12 protein-coding genes are annotated in these 14,700 nt (G+C 60.6%); 5 read left to right on the top strand and 7 right to left on the bottom strand.

What is annotated here, in order from left to right; translation table 11 throughout:
• Positions 1-21: 21 nt before the first annotated feature.
• Together EL361_RS12460 and EL361_RS12455 are read left to right on the top strand one after the other, a co-directional pair.
• The gene (locus EL361_RS12460; RefSeq protein ID WP_232034776.1) at positions 22-1,764 is read left to right on the top strand and encodes an ABC transporter substrate-binding protein; all 1,743 of its coding nucleotides are present in this window, start codon (positions 22-24) and stop codon (positions 1,762-1,764) included.
• Between the two features lie 338 nt (positions 1,765-2,102).
• Positions 2,103-3,128, top strand: a complete 1,026-nt coding sequence (locus tag EL361_RS12455; RefSeq protein WP_126380014.1) for a fatty acid desaturase — start codon at positions 2,103-2,105, stop codon at positions 3,126-3,128.
• 81 nt (positions 3,129-3,209) lie between these two features.
• Here the strand turns inward: EL361_RS12455 and EL361_RS12450 are convergent, their stop codons facing one another.
• Positions 3,210-3,830 (bottom strand): LysE family transporter, encoded by a 621-nt coding sequence (locus tag EL361_RS12450; protein WP_126380012.1) that lies wholly within the window; start codon positions 3,828-3,830, stop codon positions 3,210-3,212.
• A 28-nt stretch (positions 3,831-3,858) separates the two neighbouring features.
• Positions 3,859-4,770: a LysR family transcriptional regulator ArgP gene (locus tag EL361_RS12445; protein ID WP_126380010.1), complete on the bottom strand. Its 912-nt coding sequence runs from the start codon at positions 4,768-4,770 to the stop codon at positions 3,859-3,861.
• 99 nt (positions 4,771-4,869) lie between these two features.
• Between EL361_RS12445 and EL361_RS12440 the strand changes: the two genes are divergently transcribed.
• The 3 genes from EL361_RS12440 (at position 4,870) to EL361_RS12430 (ending at position 7,626) form a co-directional block, all read left to right on the top strand.
• Positions 4,870-5,484 carry a LysE/ArgO family amino acid transporter gene (locus EL361_RS12440; RefSeq protein ID WP_126380008.1) on the top strand — a complete coding sequence of 205 codons (615 nt, stop codon included), beginning with the start codon at positions 4,870-4,872 and terminating at the stop codon, positions 5,482-5,484.
• A gap of 71 nt (positions 5,485-5,555) precedes the next feature.
• Positions 5,556-6,380 (top strand): AraC family transcriptional regulator, encoded by an 825-nt coding sequence (locus tag EL361_RS12435; protein WP_126380007.1) that lies wholly within the window; start codon positions 5,556-5,558, stop codon positions 6,378-6,380.
• 307 nt (positions 6,381-6,687) lie between these two features.
• Positions 6,688-7,626 carry a DMT family transporter gene (locus EL361_RS12430; protein ID WP_126380006.1) on the top strand — a complete coding sequence of 313 codons (939 nt, stop codon included), beginning with the start codon at positions 6,688-6,690 and terminating at the stop codon, positions 7,624-7,626.
• Positions 7,627-7,733: 107 nt separating this feature from the next.
• Here EL361_RS12430 and EL361_RS12425 read toward each other — a convergent pair whose 3' ends face one another.
• From EL361_RS12425 to EL361_RS12405, 5 genes are all read right to left on the bottom strand, one after another.
• Positions 7,734-8,240, bottom strand: coding sequence for a class IV adenylate cyclase (locus tag EL361_RS12425; RefSeq protein ID WP_126380005.1), 507 nt, complete (start codon positions 8,238-8,240; stop codon positions 7,734-7,736).
• Positions 8,241-8,653: 413 nt separating this feature from the next.
• Positions 8,654-9,607: a universal stress protein gene (locus tag EL361_RS12420; RefSeq protein ID WP_126380004.1), complete on the bottom strand. Its 954-nt coding sequence runs from the start codon at positions 9,605-9,607 to the stop codon at positions 8,654-8,656.
• A 121-nt stretch (positions 9,608-9,728) separates the two neighbouring features.
• Entirely contained in the window at positions 9,729-10,688 is a 960-nt protein-coding gene (locus EL361_RS12415; RefSeq protein WP_232034775.1) for a CoB--CoM heterodisulfide reductase iron-sulfur subunit B family protein, read from the bottom strand.
• Positions 10,681-11,247, bottom strand: a complete 567-nt coding sequence (locus EL361_RS12410) for a 4Fe-4S dicluster domain-containing protein (RefSeq protein WP_126380002.1) — start codon at positions 11,245-11,247, stop codon at positions 10,681-10,683. The genes EL361_RS12415 and EL361_RS12410 overlap by 8 nt, the downstream gene beginning before the upstream one ends.
• A gap of 17 nt (positions 11,248-11,264) precedes the next feature.
• Complete coding sequence (locus EL361_RS12405; RefSeq protein ID WP_126380000.1) at positions 11,265-14,690, bottom strand: FAD-dependent oxidoreductase; 3,426 nt, start codon at positions 14,688-14,690, stop codon at positions 11,265-11,267.
• Positions 14,691-14,700: the final 10 nt, after the last annotated feature.

Genomic DNA, 14,700 nt, shown 5'->3' with positions numbered 1-14,700 from the left:
GTGCAAACGAGGAGGATGAACATGCGGACCATGGTTCCTAAACTTTTGTCGGGCGTACTCGTCCTGGCCGTTCTGCTCAGTGCAGGACTGGCTGGTGCAAGCGATGCCCAGTACAAGGACGCCGCCAAGAAATGGGTGGAGACGGAGTTCCAGCCGTCGACCTTGTCCAAGGCGGAGCAGATGAAGGAAATGGCGTGGTTTACCAAAGCCGCCGCCCCCTTCCGTGGCATGGAGATCAAAGTTGTCTCCGAAACCATCCCCACCCACGAGTACGAATCCAAAGTGCTCGCCAAGGCTTTTTATGAAATCACCGGGATCAAGGTCACCCATGACTTGATTCAGGAAGGTGACGTCATCGAGAAGCTGCAGATTCAGATGCAGTCGGGCGAAAACGTCTTTGACGCCTATGTCAATGACTCCGACCTGATCGGTACCCACTATCGCTATGGCCATGTGGTTAACCTGACCGATTGGATGGCTGGTGAAGGCAAGGACGTGACCCTGCCGACTCTGGACATTGATGACTTCATGGGCAAGAGCTTTACCACCGGCCCTGATGGCAAGCTCTACCAGATGCCTGACCAACAGTTCGCGAACCTCTACTGGTTCCGCTATGACTGGTTCAACCGTGCTGACTTCAAGAAGGCCTTCAAGGCCAAGTACGGCTATGAGCTGGGCGTGCCCGTGAACTGGTCTGCCTACGAAGATATCGCTGAGTTCTTCTCTGAAGACGTCCGCGAGATCGACGGCAAGGCCATTTACGGCCATATGGACTACGGCAAGAAGGCTCCTGACCTGGGCTGGCGTTTCACCGACGCATGGCTGTCCATGGCCGGTGCCGGCGACAAGGGTATCCCCAACGGCAAGCCCGTTGACGAATGGGGTATCCGTGTTGACGGTTGTCGTCCTGTGGGTGCCAGTGTGTCTCGCGGTGGCGCGACCAACGGCCCTGCCGCCAAGTACGCCCTGCGCAAGTACATGGACTGGCTGCGTAAATACGCCCCTCCGGGAGCCCTGGGCATGGACTTCTACCAATCCCTGCCGAGCCTGGCCAAGGGTAACGTTGCCCAGCAGATCTTCTGGTACACCGCCTTCACCGCCTCCATGGTTGAAGAAGGCACTCCCGTCGTGAACGCGGACGGTACGCCCAAGTGGCGCATGGCTCCGTCTCCCCACGGCCCGTACTGGGAGAAAGGCCAGAAGCTGGGGTATCAGGACTGCGGTTCCTGGACTCTCATGAAGAGCACCCCCGTGGATCGTCGCAAGGCTGCCTGGTTGTTTGCCCAGTTCTGCGTTGCCAAGACCACGTCCCTTAAAAAGGCTCATGTTGGCCTGACCCCGATCCGTGATTCCGACATCCGCGACAAGTCCTTCACCGAGCGCGCTCCCAAGCTGGGCGGCCTGGTGGAGTTCTATCGCAGCCCGGCCCGTGTGGCCTGGACTCCCACCGGTACCAACGTGCCTGACTATCCCAAGCTGGCTCAGTTGTGGTGGCAGAACATCGGTGAAGCCGTTGCCGGTGAAGTCACTGTGTCCACCGCCATGGATAACCTGGCCAAGGAACAGGACAAGATTCTGATTCGCCTCGAGCGCGCTGGTGTGCAGGGCGAATGCGGCCCCAAGATGAATCCTGAAAAGGATGAGGAATACTGGCTCAACAAGGCCGGTTCCCCCAAGGCCAAGCTGGCCAATGAAAAGCCCCAGGGCGAGACCGTGCAGTATGACGATCTCATCAAGGCCTGGCGCGAAGGCCGCGCGAACTAAGATCGGCCATTATAACCACAAACAGGGGCGCTTCCTTCGGGGAGCGCCCTTTTGGGTGTGAGGGGGATTGACTGTGTTGCCGCCCAAGGCGAGGTGGCTTGCATGTTTTTTTGCCTCATGCTTGATCGTAAAGGACTTGAAGACCCTGGCGACTCACTATATAGAATGGAGAGGTGCGTGTCGTGCGGATGATGCCGCATGGCGTTGACTCGTCAGCCTGCCCTGTAGTGATCCACAGAACGAAGTCTATTCGGTCATTTCCTGTTCTGTATCACCTCATTCATCATCTGTAGATGCGCCTTGACGATCCATGTCTGCTCCAACCCTGGAGGTGTGTCATGAGTATCCTCTCCGAGCAGTCGCGGCAGCAGCGGCAGACCATCAATACCCTGCGCCAGGCCCTCAGACCATATGCCAGAGCCGGATACGGGCCTGCCCTGTGGCAGCTTGCCAGTACCCTTGGGGCCTATCTGGCCCTGTGGGTACTTATGGCAATTCTTGTGCGCTATGATTTGCCGTTCTGGCTTTTTATTGTGCCCGTTGCCATTGCAGCCGGATTGCTGGTCCGACTGTTCATCTTCTTTCATGACTGCACTCACAGCTCGTTTCTCCCTTCCCGCCGGGGCAACCGCATCGTGGGCTACCTGACGGGGGCGTTGACCTTCACTCCGTTCGATTCCTGGGGGCGGGCACATCTGGTGCATCATGGAACGTATGGGGACCTGGACAGGCGCGGAGTGGGAGATATCTGGACCCTGACCGTAGAGGAATACAGGGCCTCTCCCTGGTACAGGCGGCTGGGATATCGCCTGTTTCGAAATCCTTTCGTGTTCCTGGGGGTGGGGCCGGCCTACCAGTTTTTGGTTCTTAACCGGCTGTATGTGAAGGGCCAGGGGGCCAGCGAGCGGCGTAGCGTGAATATCACCAATGCCTTGATTCTGGTCATGATCGGAATCGGGGGGCTGACTGTGGGGTGGAAGGCCTATCTGTTGATCCAGTCCGCAGTGATGCTGACTGCCGGCACACTGGGCGTCTGGCTATTCTATGTGCAGCACCAGTTCGAGGGTGGCTACTGGGCACGTCACGAAGAATGGGACCCGCTGGTGGCGGCCATGAAGGGCTGCTCGTACTACAAGCTGCCCAAGGTCCTGCAGTGGATCACTGGCAATATCGGGCTGCACCATGTGCATCACCTGCTGCCGCGCATCCCCAATTATCGGCTTCAGGAATGTTACGACGAGATACCCGCCTTGCAGGAGGTCACACCGCTGACCCTGCGTAAGAGCCTGAAATCCCTGTTCCTGAATCTGTGGGACGAACAGCGCCAGCGGTTGGTCAGTTTTCGCGCATTGCGTTCCACTTAGGGTGGATCGCTGGCGGCTCTCTGCGGGCATTGTCCGGCAAGGGCTTGGATGATGCCATGCCACGTGCTGAGTTGGTATTTATTATCTGTCCGCCAGGGCCAACCGAATACCAAAATAGAGCATCATGCCACCCAGAGCTTTGGTCAGCAGGCCCTGCACACGGGACAGGCCCGCTTTGACCCGGGGGTTGGTGACCACGGTGCCCAGGAACAAAAACCAGCCTGTGACCACAATGACGCTTTCGGCCCCATAGAGCAGGCGGATGCCACCTGGCGTGTCCGGCGTCAGAATCACACTGAACAGAGCGATGTAGAACAGCGGTGCCTTGGGGTTGAGCAGGTTGCACAGAAAACCCTGACGAAAGGCTTCGCGCATGGGCAGGTCCCTGACTTCGCGTGTGACGCTACAAGGCTCTGGTCCACCGCCTTTTTCCAGCAGACTACGGATGCCGAGCCAGCACAAATAGGCCGCGCCAAGGTACTTGATGATGGTGAAGGCCAGGATGGATTTGGAGATGACCACGGCAAGGCCGAGCAGGCTGTAAGTGGTGTGCACCATGAGGCTTGCGCCAATGCCCAGAGCCGTTAGCCATGCGCTTTTACGGCTGTAGAGCATGGAGTTTTTCATCATTACGGCAAAATCCGCACCGGGCGCCATGGCACCCAGCAGAAAAAACAGGGTCACTCCGAGAAATTCCATCATGTGTCTGTCCTTACGGAGGATATGTAGTTTAGTGAGCCAACTTGCCCGATAGCATGGCCGATGCCCCTCTGACCAGCGCCCGGGTCAACTCCGCCAGCAGGGGCGAGTCCAGATTCCAGCAATGCCAGTGCAGGGTGACGGGCATGGGATGGACCGGAGCCAGATCCACAAGCTTTTCTGTCGCCAGCAGTTCCGTGCTTTGCTGTTCGGGCAGGGTGCCATAACCCCAGCCGCCTGCAATGGCGGTTACGAATTGTTCGGACGAGGGGACGTAATGCGTGGGGTATGCACCCGGCAGATGACCGAAGACGTTGCGCAAAATGACGTTGATGGATTCGTCCACGCGGTTGAACGTCACGGCCGGTGCACGGCGAACGGCCTCGACCGTCAATCCGTGGGGAAACCAGCGCCGGGCAAACTCGGGCGTGGCCACCAGCCGGTATTCCATGCCTCCCAGGACCTCCACCCGGCAGCCCTGCATGGGCTCGGACCGGGCGCTGACACAGCCCACCACATCCCCATCCTTGAGTAGTTTGTGGGTCTCGTCCTGATCATCCACGCAGAGGTCCAGAAGCACCTGATGCTCCTGGATAAACGGTTGTACCGCTGGCAGGAACCACGTGGCCAGACTGTCGGCATTCACGGCGACGGCCACGGTCTGGTTGAATCCGTTGTCGCTGCTTCCCTCTTGATTGGCGTCCATATTCAGATCGCCTTCCAGAATTCTGACCTGCCGATAGTGCTTGAGCAGTTGCCGGCCCGCCGGGGTGGGAACAGGTGGTGTGGAGCGGGCCACCAGAATCTGCCCGGTCTGTTCCTCCAACAGCCGGACCCGCTGGGAAACTGCGGATTGCGTCAGATGCAGCACGCGGGCGGCGCGTTCGAATCCGCCCTCGGTCACCACGCAGGACAGAGCCTCAAGGAGTTTGTAGTCGAGCATGGCTTATATTAGCAATTCTAATGGAAGATGAAAACTATTCATTTTACTGTTGCTAGTTCCCGCCCTAGGATGCCTTCAAACACCAAAGGGAGCACTGCAATGGTTTCACCGTTTATTCAGGGTATGGGCATGGGTGGCGGGTTGATCGTGGCCATCGGAGCCCAGAATGCATTTGTACTGACCCAGGCCGTGCGCCGTAATCATACCCTGGCCATCACGCTGGTCTGTTGCCTGTGCGATATGATTTTCATCAGTCTCGGCGTGACCGGAGTGGGGGCTGCCGTGGCTGCCAATCCGACACTGACCTCCCTGGCTGCCTGGGGCGGGGGCTTGTTTTTGCTCTGGTACGGGTGGGGCGCCTTTCGTTCTGCGCTCAGGGGCGGCACGTTGGAGGCCCGGGGCGATGGAGCCGGTTCGCTACGTGCGACGTTGATTGCACTCTTGGCCGTAACCCTGCTGAATCCACATTTTTATCTGGATACCGTGGTGCTTCTGGGCAGTGTCAGCGGGCAGTTCAGTCAGGATGCCCGGACCTTGTTCGGGGCAGGGGCCATCACGGCCTCGATTATCTGGTTCAGTGGTTTGAGCCTGGGCGGGCGCATGCTGGCCCCGGTCTTTGCGCGGCCCATGGCCTGGCGTGTGCTGGACGGATTGGTCTGTCTGGTCATGTGGTCTCTGGCGGTGTCCCTGATTCGTCCGCAGCTTGTGGCCTGACCCAGGGCAATATCTTGCAAGAGCTGTGTGGACGGGCGTAGTATGCATGGGTCATAGACGAGGACTGTCCCATGAAACCCCTGTTGAATGTCCATTTCTGGCGCGACGAGGACCTGCCCGGCCTGGAGGTCGCCGAGGTCCGCGAGAGCGCCCATGTCTTCCCCAATCATTCCCATGACCACTATGCCATTGCGGTCATGGATAAGGGGGCCAGTTTCTGTGCGGGCAATGGTCGTGACGGTACGTGCGTGACCAGCGGACAGGTGGCACTCATCAATCCCGGTCAGGTCCATGCGGGGATGCCCGCCTATGATGGCTGCATCTCCTACCGCATGCTTTATGTTGATCCGGTCTGGATGCGCCGGGTGGCGCGGGATTTGTGTGGCCGTGACGGAGCCGCCCCCGAGTTTCCCCATTGGGTGGCCCCAGACCCTGCGCTGCACGCCATGTTGCACCGCTTGTGTCTGCTGGTGGCAAACGGGGCCGAAGGCCTGGAAAAGGATTCCGCCATGGTCGGTGCCTTTTCGCGCATGCTGGCTGTCTGGGGCAATGTTCGCGGAGCAGCCGTCTCGCGCAAGGGCCACGAGCACCGGGCTGTGCGCCTGGTCAAGGAATACCTGCGGGCCAGGCTGGCGGAAAAAGTCTCTTTGGACGAGTTGGCCGCCCATGCCGGGTTGTCCCGTTTCTATCTGCTGCGTGTGTTCAAAGGCGAAACCGGCCTGTCGCCTCACGCCTTCCACACCCAGATGCGCATCGATTGCGCCAAGGGTCTGCTGCTGTCGGGTGCCTCCATCTCGGACGCCGCCCTGGACGCAGGCTTCTCGGACCAGAGCCATTTCACCAATGCCTTCCGCCGCTTCGTGGGCGCGACTCCGGGGCAATACCTGGCCTCCTGACATAGGTCGCTCAAAAAGCATCATCTGCGGTGTTGAGTGAGCTGTAGGCCGTACAAATCACTTACACCCTAGGTGTGCTGCAAAAAGTTCAAACTCTCGCGTATGTCCATATACGCGTCGAGCCCGGAAAAATCTTGTTCCTAGCATCCGACCATTTTTGAACGCCCTCTCCAGAAAGCCTTGAAAAGTGGGGATCGCCTCGATTCTGCTCCCCAGCGTTTTCATCCTTCTCCCCCCTTCGCGCGTGCAACATCTTCCAATACCTGCTTCCGGCGTTGGCATAGAACGGGGGCCTTGGAGGATCATAATGAGAGAGGTTGCACGCACATTGTCTCTGGGCCGACTGGCTCTTGCCGGGGAGTCCCCAGCCCTGTCCCGCTGGCTGCCTGTGGTGGCCATTGTCGCCGCCGTGTTTTTGTGGGGCGGCTCGTTTTCGGCCATGAAGATCGCCGGGCGCGCGCTGGATCCCTGGGCCATGATGTGGGCCAGGATGATGGTTGCCCTGATCTGCCTGGCTCCTTTTGTCGGGCGACTCATTCCGCGCAATTATGGGCGTGGAGACTGGAAGCTGCTCACGCCTTTGGTATTGCTCATGCCCTGTCTGTATTTTTATCTGGAATCCCACGCCCTGACCTACACGACTTCGGCTCAGGCCGGGGTTGTCTCGGCATCGGTGCCGCTGCTGGTGGCTGCTGGAGCGCGTCTGTTCCTGGCTGAGGCCGTGTCGCGCGGAACATGGATGGGGTTGGTGCTGTCGGTGTGCGGGGTGGTCTGGTTGACCCTGGCCGGAACCCCGGCTCAGGACGCTCCCAACCCCCTGCTGGGCAATGTGTTGGAGCTGGGAGCCATGATCTGTGCAGCGGGTTATATGCTGCTTATGAAGAGCCTGAGCACACGCTATGGACCCTGGACCATAACGGCCCTGCAAATCGTAGCCGGAGCGCTGTTCTTCCTGCCCGGAGTGCCGAGCCTGCTGGCCGTTGCCGGGAGTCTGACCCTGCCCACGGTGCTGGCGGTACTGTTCATGGGCGCGGGAGCATCACTGGGGGCCTTTGGGCTATACAACTGGGCCATCACCCGGCTGCGGGCCAGTCAGGCCTCGGCCTACATCAACCTTGTGCCCGTGGTGGCCGTGGGCATGGGCTGGATCTTCCTTGGCGAGGCCCTGAATACCATGCAACTGGCGGGTGCGGGGTGTGTGTTTCTGGGGGTGTGGATCAGCCAGCGCGGAAGCGTGAGCCGATAGGCAGGAATTCAAGAAATGAAAAAAAGGGCTCCTGGGAGCCCTTTTTTCGTTTGAAAGAGGATTTTACTTCTTGGCAGCAACGAAGCAGATTGCTGTTTTGGGATTGCCTAAGCAGCTCTCGTCAACAGTTCATCGTACCCTGCCGTCTCGAAACTCGCCGGGTCCAGGCCAAGGCGCCGCATGCAATCACGACATAACAACGCGTACTCTCCCGCCTTGGCCGGATCGGACACCCGGACCTCGATCTCCAGAAATGACCCAAGGCCGTGGATATTATCCAGATGCACCGTGGCCCGGTCAAAGGCGTAGACCTCGCGGTTCTTGAGCATCACCTTGCGCCTTCCGACCATGGCAAGCATGGCCCCCACGCGTGCGGCACCAGCGATGGGTTCGATGTCGTAGCGCACCAGGGCCTGCATGTCTTTGCGGGGATGCTCCCTGTACATCAGACATGAACCGCGTTCGCCTTCGCGTAGTTTGAAGCGGCCCATGGGTGTGCGGAAATAGATGTCAGTGTGGCGGTTCTTGTCCTCAAGCACCGCTCCGCCAGCCAACAGGACTTCACGGATGGCGTCGGGATTGTCGATTCTGGCCTTGGCTTCAACGAGGTACATACAGCTCTCCAAAACAGGCGAATTTCCACCTTGGTGCGGGGCCTCTGGAGTACAGGGCACACCGCAACGCACAAGGCGGATGCGATCAAACGTGGTCGTATGGGCGGAGAGGAACTGATGCTGAGGTGCTGTGCCGCCTCGTGAGCGAAGTACTCAGGCGGCATCCGTGCAACTGGATGCCCCATGCAGGATTGTTCGTCTCATGCGCCGGGGATCGGTGGTCCGAATCCCGACCCGGAAGCGCGCCGGGGTGTGCGCGCCATCTCTATTCTGGAGGCAAAAAGGGCCACTGGTCAAGGCCGAAAAAATCTCCTGAAATCCTGATTGGCTGTGGGGCGCGCAACAATAATCCGGGCCCGGCTGGTTGGCCGGACCCGGGGTTTGGGGTCATGTTGAAGCGCTGTCTTCAGGGGTCAGCTTGCAGTTTCCTTGGCCGGTTCCTCGCTGGTCACGGCCCCGGATTGGTCATAGAACAGGCCGCAGCGCAGGTCGAAGTGGCGGTTGATACTTATGGTGGGACAGCTGGCGTTGAGCGCCACCTGGGCCACAGTGGAACCGAGGTAGGCTTCCTCGGGGTCCTTTTCCTTGCTGTGGTGGGCCATCAGGATCAGGTCCGCCTTCTGCATGCGGGCGTACTTCAGGATCTCCATGCTGGGCACGCCCTCCCAACATTCGTAACTGACCTCACGGATACCTTCCAGGCGCGGACCGAATTCCTTTTCCATACGGGCCTTGGCCGCGGCGATGCCTTCCTCGATCTCCTCCTGCGAGGGCGCATCATGTCCCTGCGGGATGTCCAGAACGGTGAAGATGTGCAGGGCGGCCTTGTACTGGCGGGCCAGCTGACCGCCGTAGCCTATGGCGCATTCGGCCTGGAACGAGAAGTCGGTGGCGACAACAATGCTGTCGAACTGCATCCGTTCCTCGGGCACCTCGCGGGCCACGATCATCACTGGGCAGCGCGCCTTCTGGGTGACGCGTTCGATGTTTGAGCCGGCCACACCCCACATCTTGGCACGGCGGTGCAGGTCGTCCTTGGTGCAGCAGCCCATGACGATGAGGTCCGCATTCTTCTTGCGCGCCAGACGCAGGATCTCGGAGTGCGGAATGCCTGGAACGACCGTGACCTGACAATTCTCATGCTCAGCCAGGTGCTTGGCATAATGCTTTTCCACGCCGGCCTTGATCTTATCCACCTCGCCGGACGGCATCATGTGTTCGATGGATCCCCAACCATGGGACGGCAGTCCGCAGACATGGATCATGGCCAGGTTGGATTCGTGCTTCTTGGCGAACGCGAAGCCCGCGTCGGCCGCGCACTGGCACACTTCGGACGGAGTTACTGCTAAGATGATGTCCTTGAACATGTCGTACCCCCTTTGCTCAGGGTTTTCCTCGGCCGCTACCCGGACAGTCCGGGCTGTGATGACCCGCCGGTTGGGTGCGCATCCCCTCCGGCAGGCCGCCCCGTAGGGCAGGGATTCGCGGTCAGCCGGCCTCGCCGGTCGCGATTCCTTCCTCTTCGGGCGCGGGCGGTGGCGGCCCGGCCGTAAACTTCTGGATGAACCCGCCTGTCACGGACAGGTTCTTGTCGATGTTGAGTTCCTTTTGGGACAGGCCCATGGCCAACCCCAACAATTGGGGCAGATAGAGAATGGTCACGGGGTCGCTGATCCCGGCCTGCTTTTGGAAGCTCTCCAGATTCATCTGACACATGGGGCAGACCGTGACGATGGCGTCCGCGCCATCGGCGGCTTGCAGAATTTCCTGGATGCGTGGCAGGGCTGCAGCACGGTGTGTAGTGGCCAGCGAGGCTCCGCAGCAGCGTGCGCCCTTGCTCCAGACATGGACCGTTGCGCCCGTGGCTTCGAGCAGAGGCTCCATGGTTACGGGGCGTTCCGGGTCGTCGAACTGGGCATAGGGGCGCAGTGTCTGGCAGCCGTAGTAGGGCGCGATGCTGAATCCTTCCAGAGAGTGGCTGACCTGACCGGCAATGGATTCGGGGCCTGCGTCAAAGGCCAACACGTCCAGCAGGTGACGGACTTCGGCAAAGTTATCCCAGGGCAGGTTCTCTGCGGAGAGCACTTCTTCGATGCGAGAATACAGGGAGCGGTCTGCACGGGCCTCCTCACGAGCGGCCAGTAGGTTCAGATAACAGGCGCTGCACGGTGCCAGCACATCACGCCCGGCCAGATCACGTTCGGCCAGGGCCAGATTGCGGGCGGGCAGGGCAAAGGCCAGCAGTTCATCAACGGCCTGCCCGGCACTGGCTCCACAGCAGGTCCAGTCGGGGATGTCCTGCACGTCTGCGCCCAGGCGCGCCAGCAAGGCGCGTGTGCTGACGTCGAACTCCACGGCCGTGCCCGTGAGTGAGCAGCCGGGATAATAGGCGTACTTGATCTGTTTCTTCATGGTTGCAGGGCTGGCCTGCGCGGTGTCGTTACTCATGGCGGCCCTCCATTTCGGCGGCCTTTTGGAACAATGGCTCCAGTCTGCCTTCCTGGGATGATGCCGGGGCGGTCAGGTGCACCTTGCCCTTGCCCATCAGCTTCAGGCCCAGAGGTGCGAATTGCAGGGCCAGGGCGGGGCTCTTCATGGTCATCATCCAGCGTTGCATCAGCTCGGTTTCCTGGACTCGTCCGTGGCGCCGCACATTGTCCATGAACGTGTGGTAGAAGGCTCCCTTGCGGGCCAGGCCCTTATCACCGTGTTGGGCTGCGATGCGCTTTAAGGCGTTCATGGCTCGGGTCAGAGGCAGACCGCGCGGGCAGCGCAGGCTGCACGAGTAGCAGTTGGAACACATCCAGAAGGTTGTGCTGTCGAAGACCTTGTCCTGCTGGCCCAGCAGTGTCAGGCGCCACATGCGTCGGGGCGTCATGTCCATGGCCTCGGCATTGGGGCACGATGCACTGCACGTCCCGCATTGCATGCAGGCGCTCACCATTTCGCGCACCGGGGCAATGTCGCTGTCGGCCTGGTGAGTGACGGGGATCGCTGTCCGGGTCATGGTTTGCCTCCTGGGTCTCAGTTCAGGGCGGACAGGGCCGCGTCGATTTCACGCATGACCTGACCGTCCTTGAATCCGGTGAGTACACTTGCGCTGTTAGGACAGACTGCTGCGCATGAGCCACAGCCCTGGCAGAGCAGTTCATCCACCACGGCCACTCCTGCTTCAAGGTCCAGAGATCTCGCTCCGTAGGGGCAGGCGGGCACACAGCGTCCGCAGGTGGAGCACAGGCTGGCGCGAACCTCGGCCTTGATGCGCCCCCCGATAACGGTCTCCTGCGAGAGGATGCGCATGGCGCGACTGGCAGCGGCCTTGGCCGAGGCAATGGTTTCGGACATGTTGCGCGGGCTGGAACAGACCCCGCACAGGAAGATGCCTTGGCGCAGGAACTCCACGGGGCGCCACTTGGATTCGGCTTCCTGGAAGAATCCGTCGCGATTGCGTTCCACACTGAAGATCTCAGACATGTTTTCTGTGCCGGCGGGGTCAATGCCCACGGAGAGCACCAGCAGGTCCGTGGTGATGGCGATATCGCGCCCGAGGATGGGGTCCGTTGCCGTGATTGTGGGTCGATGCTCGTCATCGAAAGTCACCCGGGGCTTGTCCGTGGGCTCGTAGCGGATGAAGATCACGCCCTTCTTGCGGGCCTCGGTGAAGAAGCGTTCGGTAAAGCCGTAGCTCATGATGTCGCGGTAGAAGACGTAGACCGGCAGATCCGGGTTGCGTTCCTTGAGGGTCAAGGCGTTCTTCAGTGCCGAGGCACAACAGACTCGCGAGCAATAGTTGCGAGGTTCCTCGCGTGATTCAACGCACTGGATCATGGCCACACCCGAGAGTGCCCCAGTGTCCAAGGAACCATCGTTCAGTCCGGCCTCCAATTCGCTCTGTCTGAGCACGGTCTTGTGCACCCGGTAGCCGTAGGAATCGGGCATGACCTCTCGTCCGCCCGTGGCCAGGATGGTGACCCCGTGTTCCAGGGTCACGGCTGTGCCCTCGTCTGCGGCCACGGCGCTCATGAAGCGTCCGGCCCGGCCCATGGAGAGCATGATGCGTGAGTTCATGAAGGTCTTGATGTTGGGGTGTCGCTCCACCTGATCCACCAGGTCTTCCATGAAGCCGCGGGCATCGCCGCCGCCAAGAGTGGAGTGGACGTTCATGGCTAGACCGCCCAGATGTTCAGTGCGTTCCACCAGACAGACTTCGTAGTCCTGGTCCGCCAGAGCCATGGCCGAGGTCATGCCACCCAATCCGCCGCCCACAATCAGGGCCCGCGGCACCACGGGTGACTTGCCGAGCAGGGGCGAGGGGTCGGCATCGGCCAGGCGAACGGCGGCCATGGTCAGGGAGGTGTAAACCTCGCGCTCCAGAGCGTCGCCGGACTCCATGGCTCCGGGGAAGGTCGGGGTGTAGATATCCACCACGTCCATGAAGGCCGGATCAAGGGCGATGCGTGCGCCCAGCTCCCGCAGTCGGGGGACATAGGCGTAGGGCATGCAGGCCCCGATCAGGATGCGGTTGGGCAGATGCTTTTCGGCCAGAGTTTGGATTTCACCCCAGCCAGCGCCGCCACAGGCGTTGCTGATGGAAGCCACATGGACCACCGTGGACAGCCCTCCCAGCTTGGTAGCCAGGGATTCCATATCCACATTGGCCGTCAGAGTCGGGCAGTCCGTGCACAGGGCGATGAGCATCCTGGGCTCCTCTCGCGTGACATCCCGATATTCGGGAATGGGCTCGGGCTGTTCCTCACGCGGGGGGGAGTGAATCTTGTAGGTTCTGGCAGCGCCCAGAGATGCAGCTCCGGCCTGGATGACGGAGTCGGCAATGTCCTTGGGCTGACCAAAGGCGCCGGCGGCAAATACACCCAGGCGCGAGGTGCGCGCGGGCTGGAATTCGCCGGTCAGGGCAAAGCCGGTGTCCAGGGTTTCGATGTCCGCAGCCTCGGCCAGTTCGGCCATCTTTGCCGGGGGTCTGGCCCCGGTGGAAAGCACGAACAGATCGAAGACTTCGGTTTGCAGTTCGCCCTTGTCATCCACATAGCGCACGGGCACGCCGTCCACATTCGGGTCGGCCTCAATGGAATGCAGGCGGGTGCGTATGAAGCGCACGCCCTGTTCCTGTTCGGCACGGTCCCGGTAGCGCTGAAAATCCTTTCCGTAGGTGCGCATATCCATGTAGAAGATGGTGGTTTCGGCCTCGCCTTTGCTCATGCGCTTGGCCAGCATGGCCTCCTTGATGGCGAACATGCAGCAGATGGACGAGCAGAAATCCGCGTTGCGATTCACGTCACGGCTACCCACGCATTGCAACCAGCCAATCTTGCGGGCGGGCTTTCCATCCGGTCGCAACAGTTGTCCGCCCGAAGGGCCGGTGCCCGAGCACAGGCGCTCGAATTCCACGGCGGTCATCACGCCGGGTATGGTTCCGTAGCCCCAGAGCTGTCCTCCCTCGGCCGGATCGAAGCATTCGAATCCGCCCGCCAGGACCACGGACCCCACCTCCAGCTCATGCCTGTTGTCGGACATCATGCGGATGTAGATCTTGTCCAGCCAACGTTTGACCTGTGCGGCAAGAGGGGTGACCAGATAGTCACGTGCCCCTTCATCCAACAGACGCTCGGCCAGGTCCTGCTGGTCGGGATCGATGATCAGAATGACCCGCAGATCCGGGTAGAGTTCCAGTCCGCGGCGCATGACCTTTTCGTGGTCGATATCCGGGGTGGTCAGGTCCAACAGCAAGAGCCGCATGGGTGTGCTTTCCAACAGTTCACGGGCCTTGTCGGTTGTTTCAGCCAGGGAAGCAGGCAGATGCAGCTTGTCGCACCAGCCTGTCAGTTGCTGGCCGATGCTCTTACCTGCAGCAGCCAGGACGTTGAAATCCGGGCGAGCGTCGTCCTTGAAGTCCACGGCCCCGGTGGGGCAGGCCTCGAAGCAGGCCCGGCAGCGGGTGCAGCGTTCCAGGTCCACCACGTAGTGGTTGGGGATGGCGTGGGGCACGGGCAGATGGATGGCCGTGCGCTGAGAGAGTCCCGCGTTGAATTCGCTGGGTACGGAGACCGGGCAGACCTTGGCGCATTCACCGCAACTGATGCAGCGCTCGGGGTTAACAAAGGAGGAATGCTGCTTGAGGGTTGCCCGGAACTTTCCGGGGTCACCGGTCAGCGAGGCCAGTTCGGTTCCGGTAAGAATATCGATGTTCTTGTGGAACAGCCCCTTGCGCATGCAGAACTGGCTGGAGGAATCCCGGCTGGTCAGGGGCAGCATCTTGCACATACCGCAATGGTCGCTGGGAAACTGATGATCCAGCTGCGTCAGGATGCCGCCGATGCCGGGGCGCTTGTCGATGAGTGCCACCTTGTGCCCGGATTCGGCCAGATCCAGCGCGGAGCGAATCCCCGCGATGCCCGCGCCGACCACCAATGCTGCATAGTGCTTCCTGTTCATGGTGCCCCCC

The sequence above is a fragment of the Desulfovibrio ferrophilus genome, assembly GCF_003966735.1.
GTDB classification, from domain to species: domain Bacteria; phylum Desulfobacterota; class Desulfovibrionia; order Desulfovibrionales; family Desulfovibrionaceae; genus Desulfovibrio_Q; species Desulfovibrio_Q ferrophilus.
Note: the sequence above shows the minus strand (reverse complement) of the source record. Positions and strands in the feature narration are given on the sequence as shown.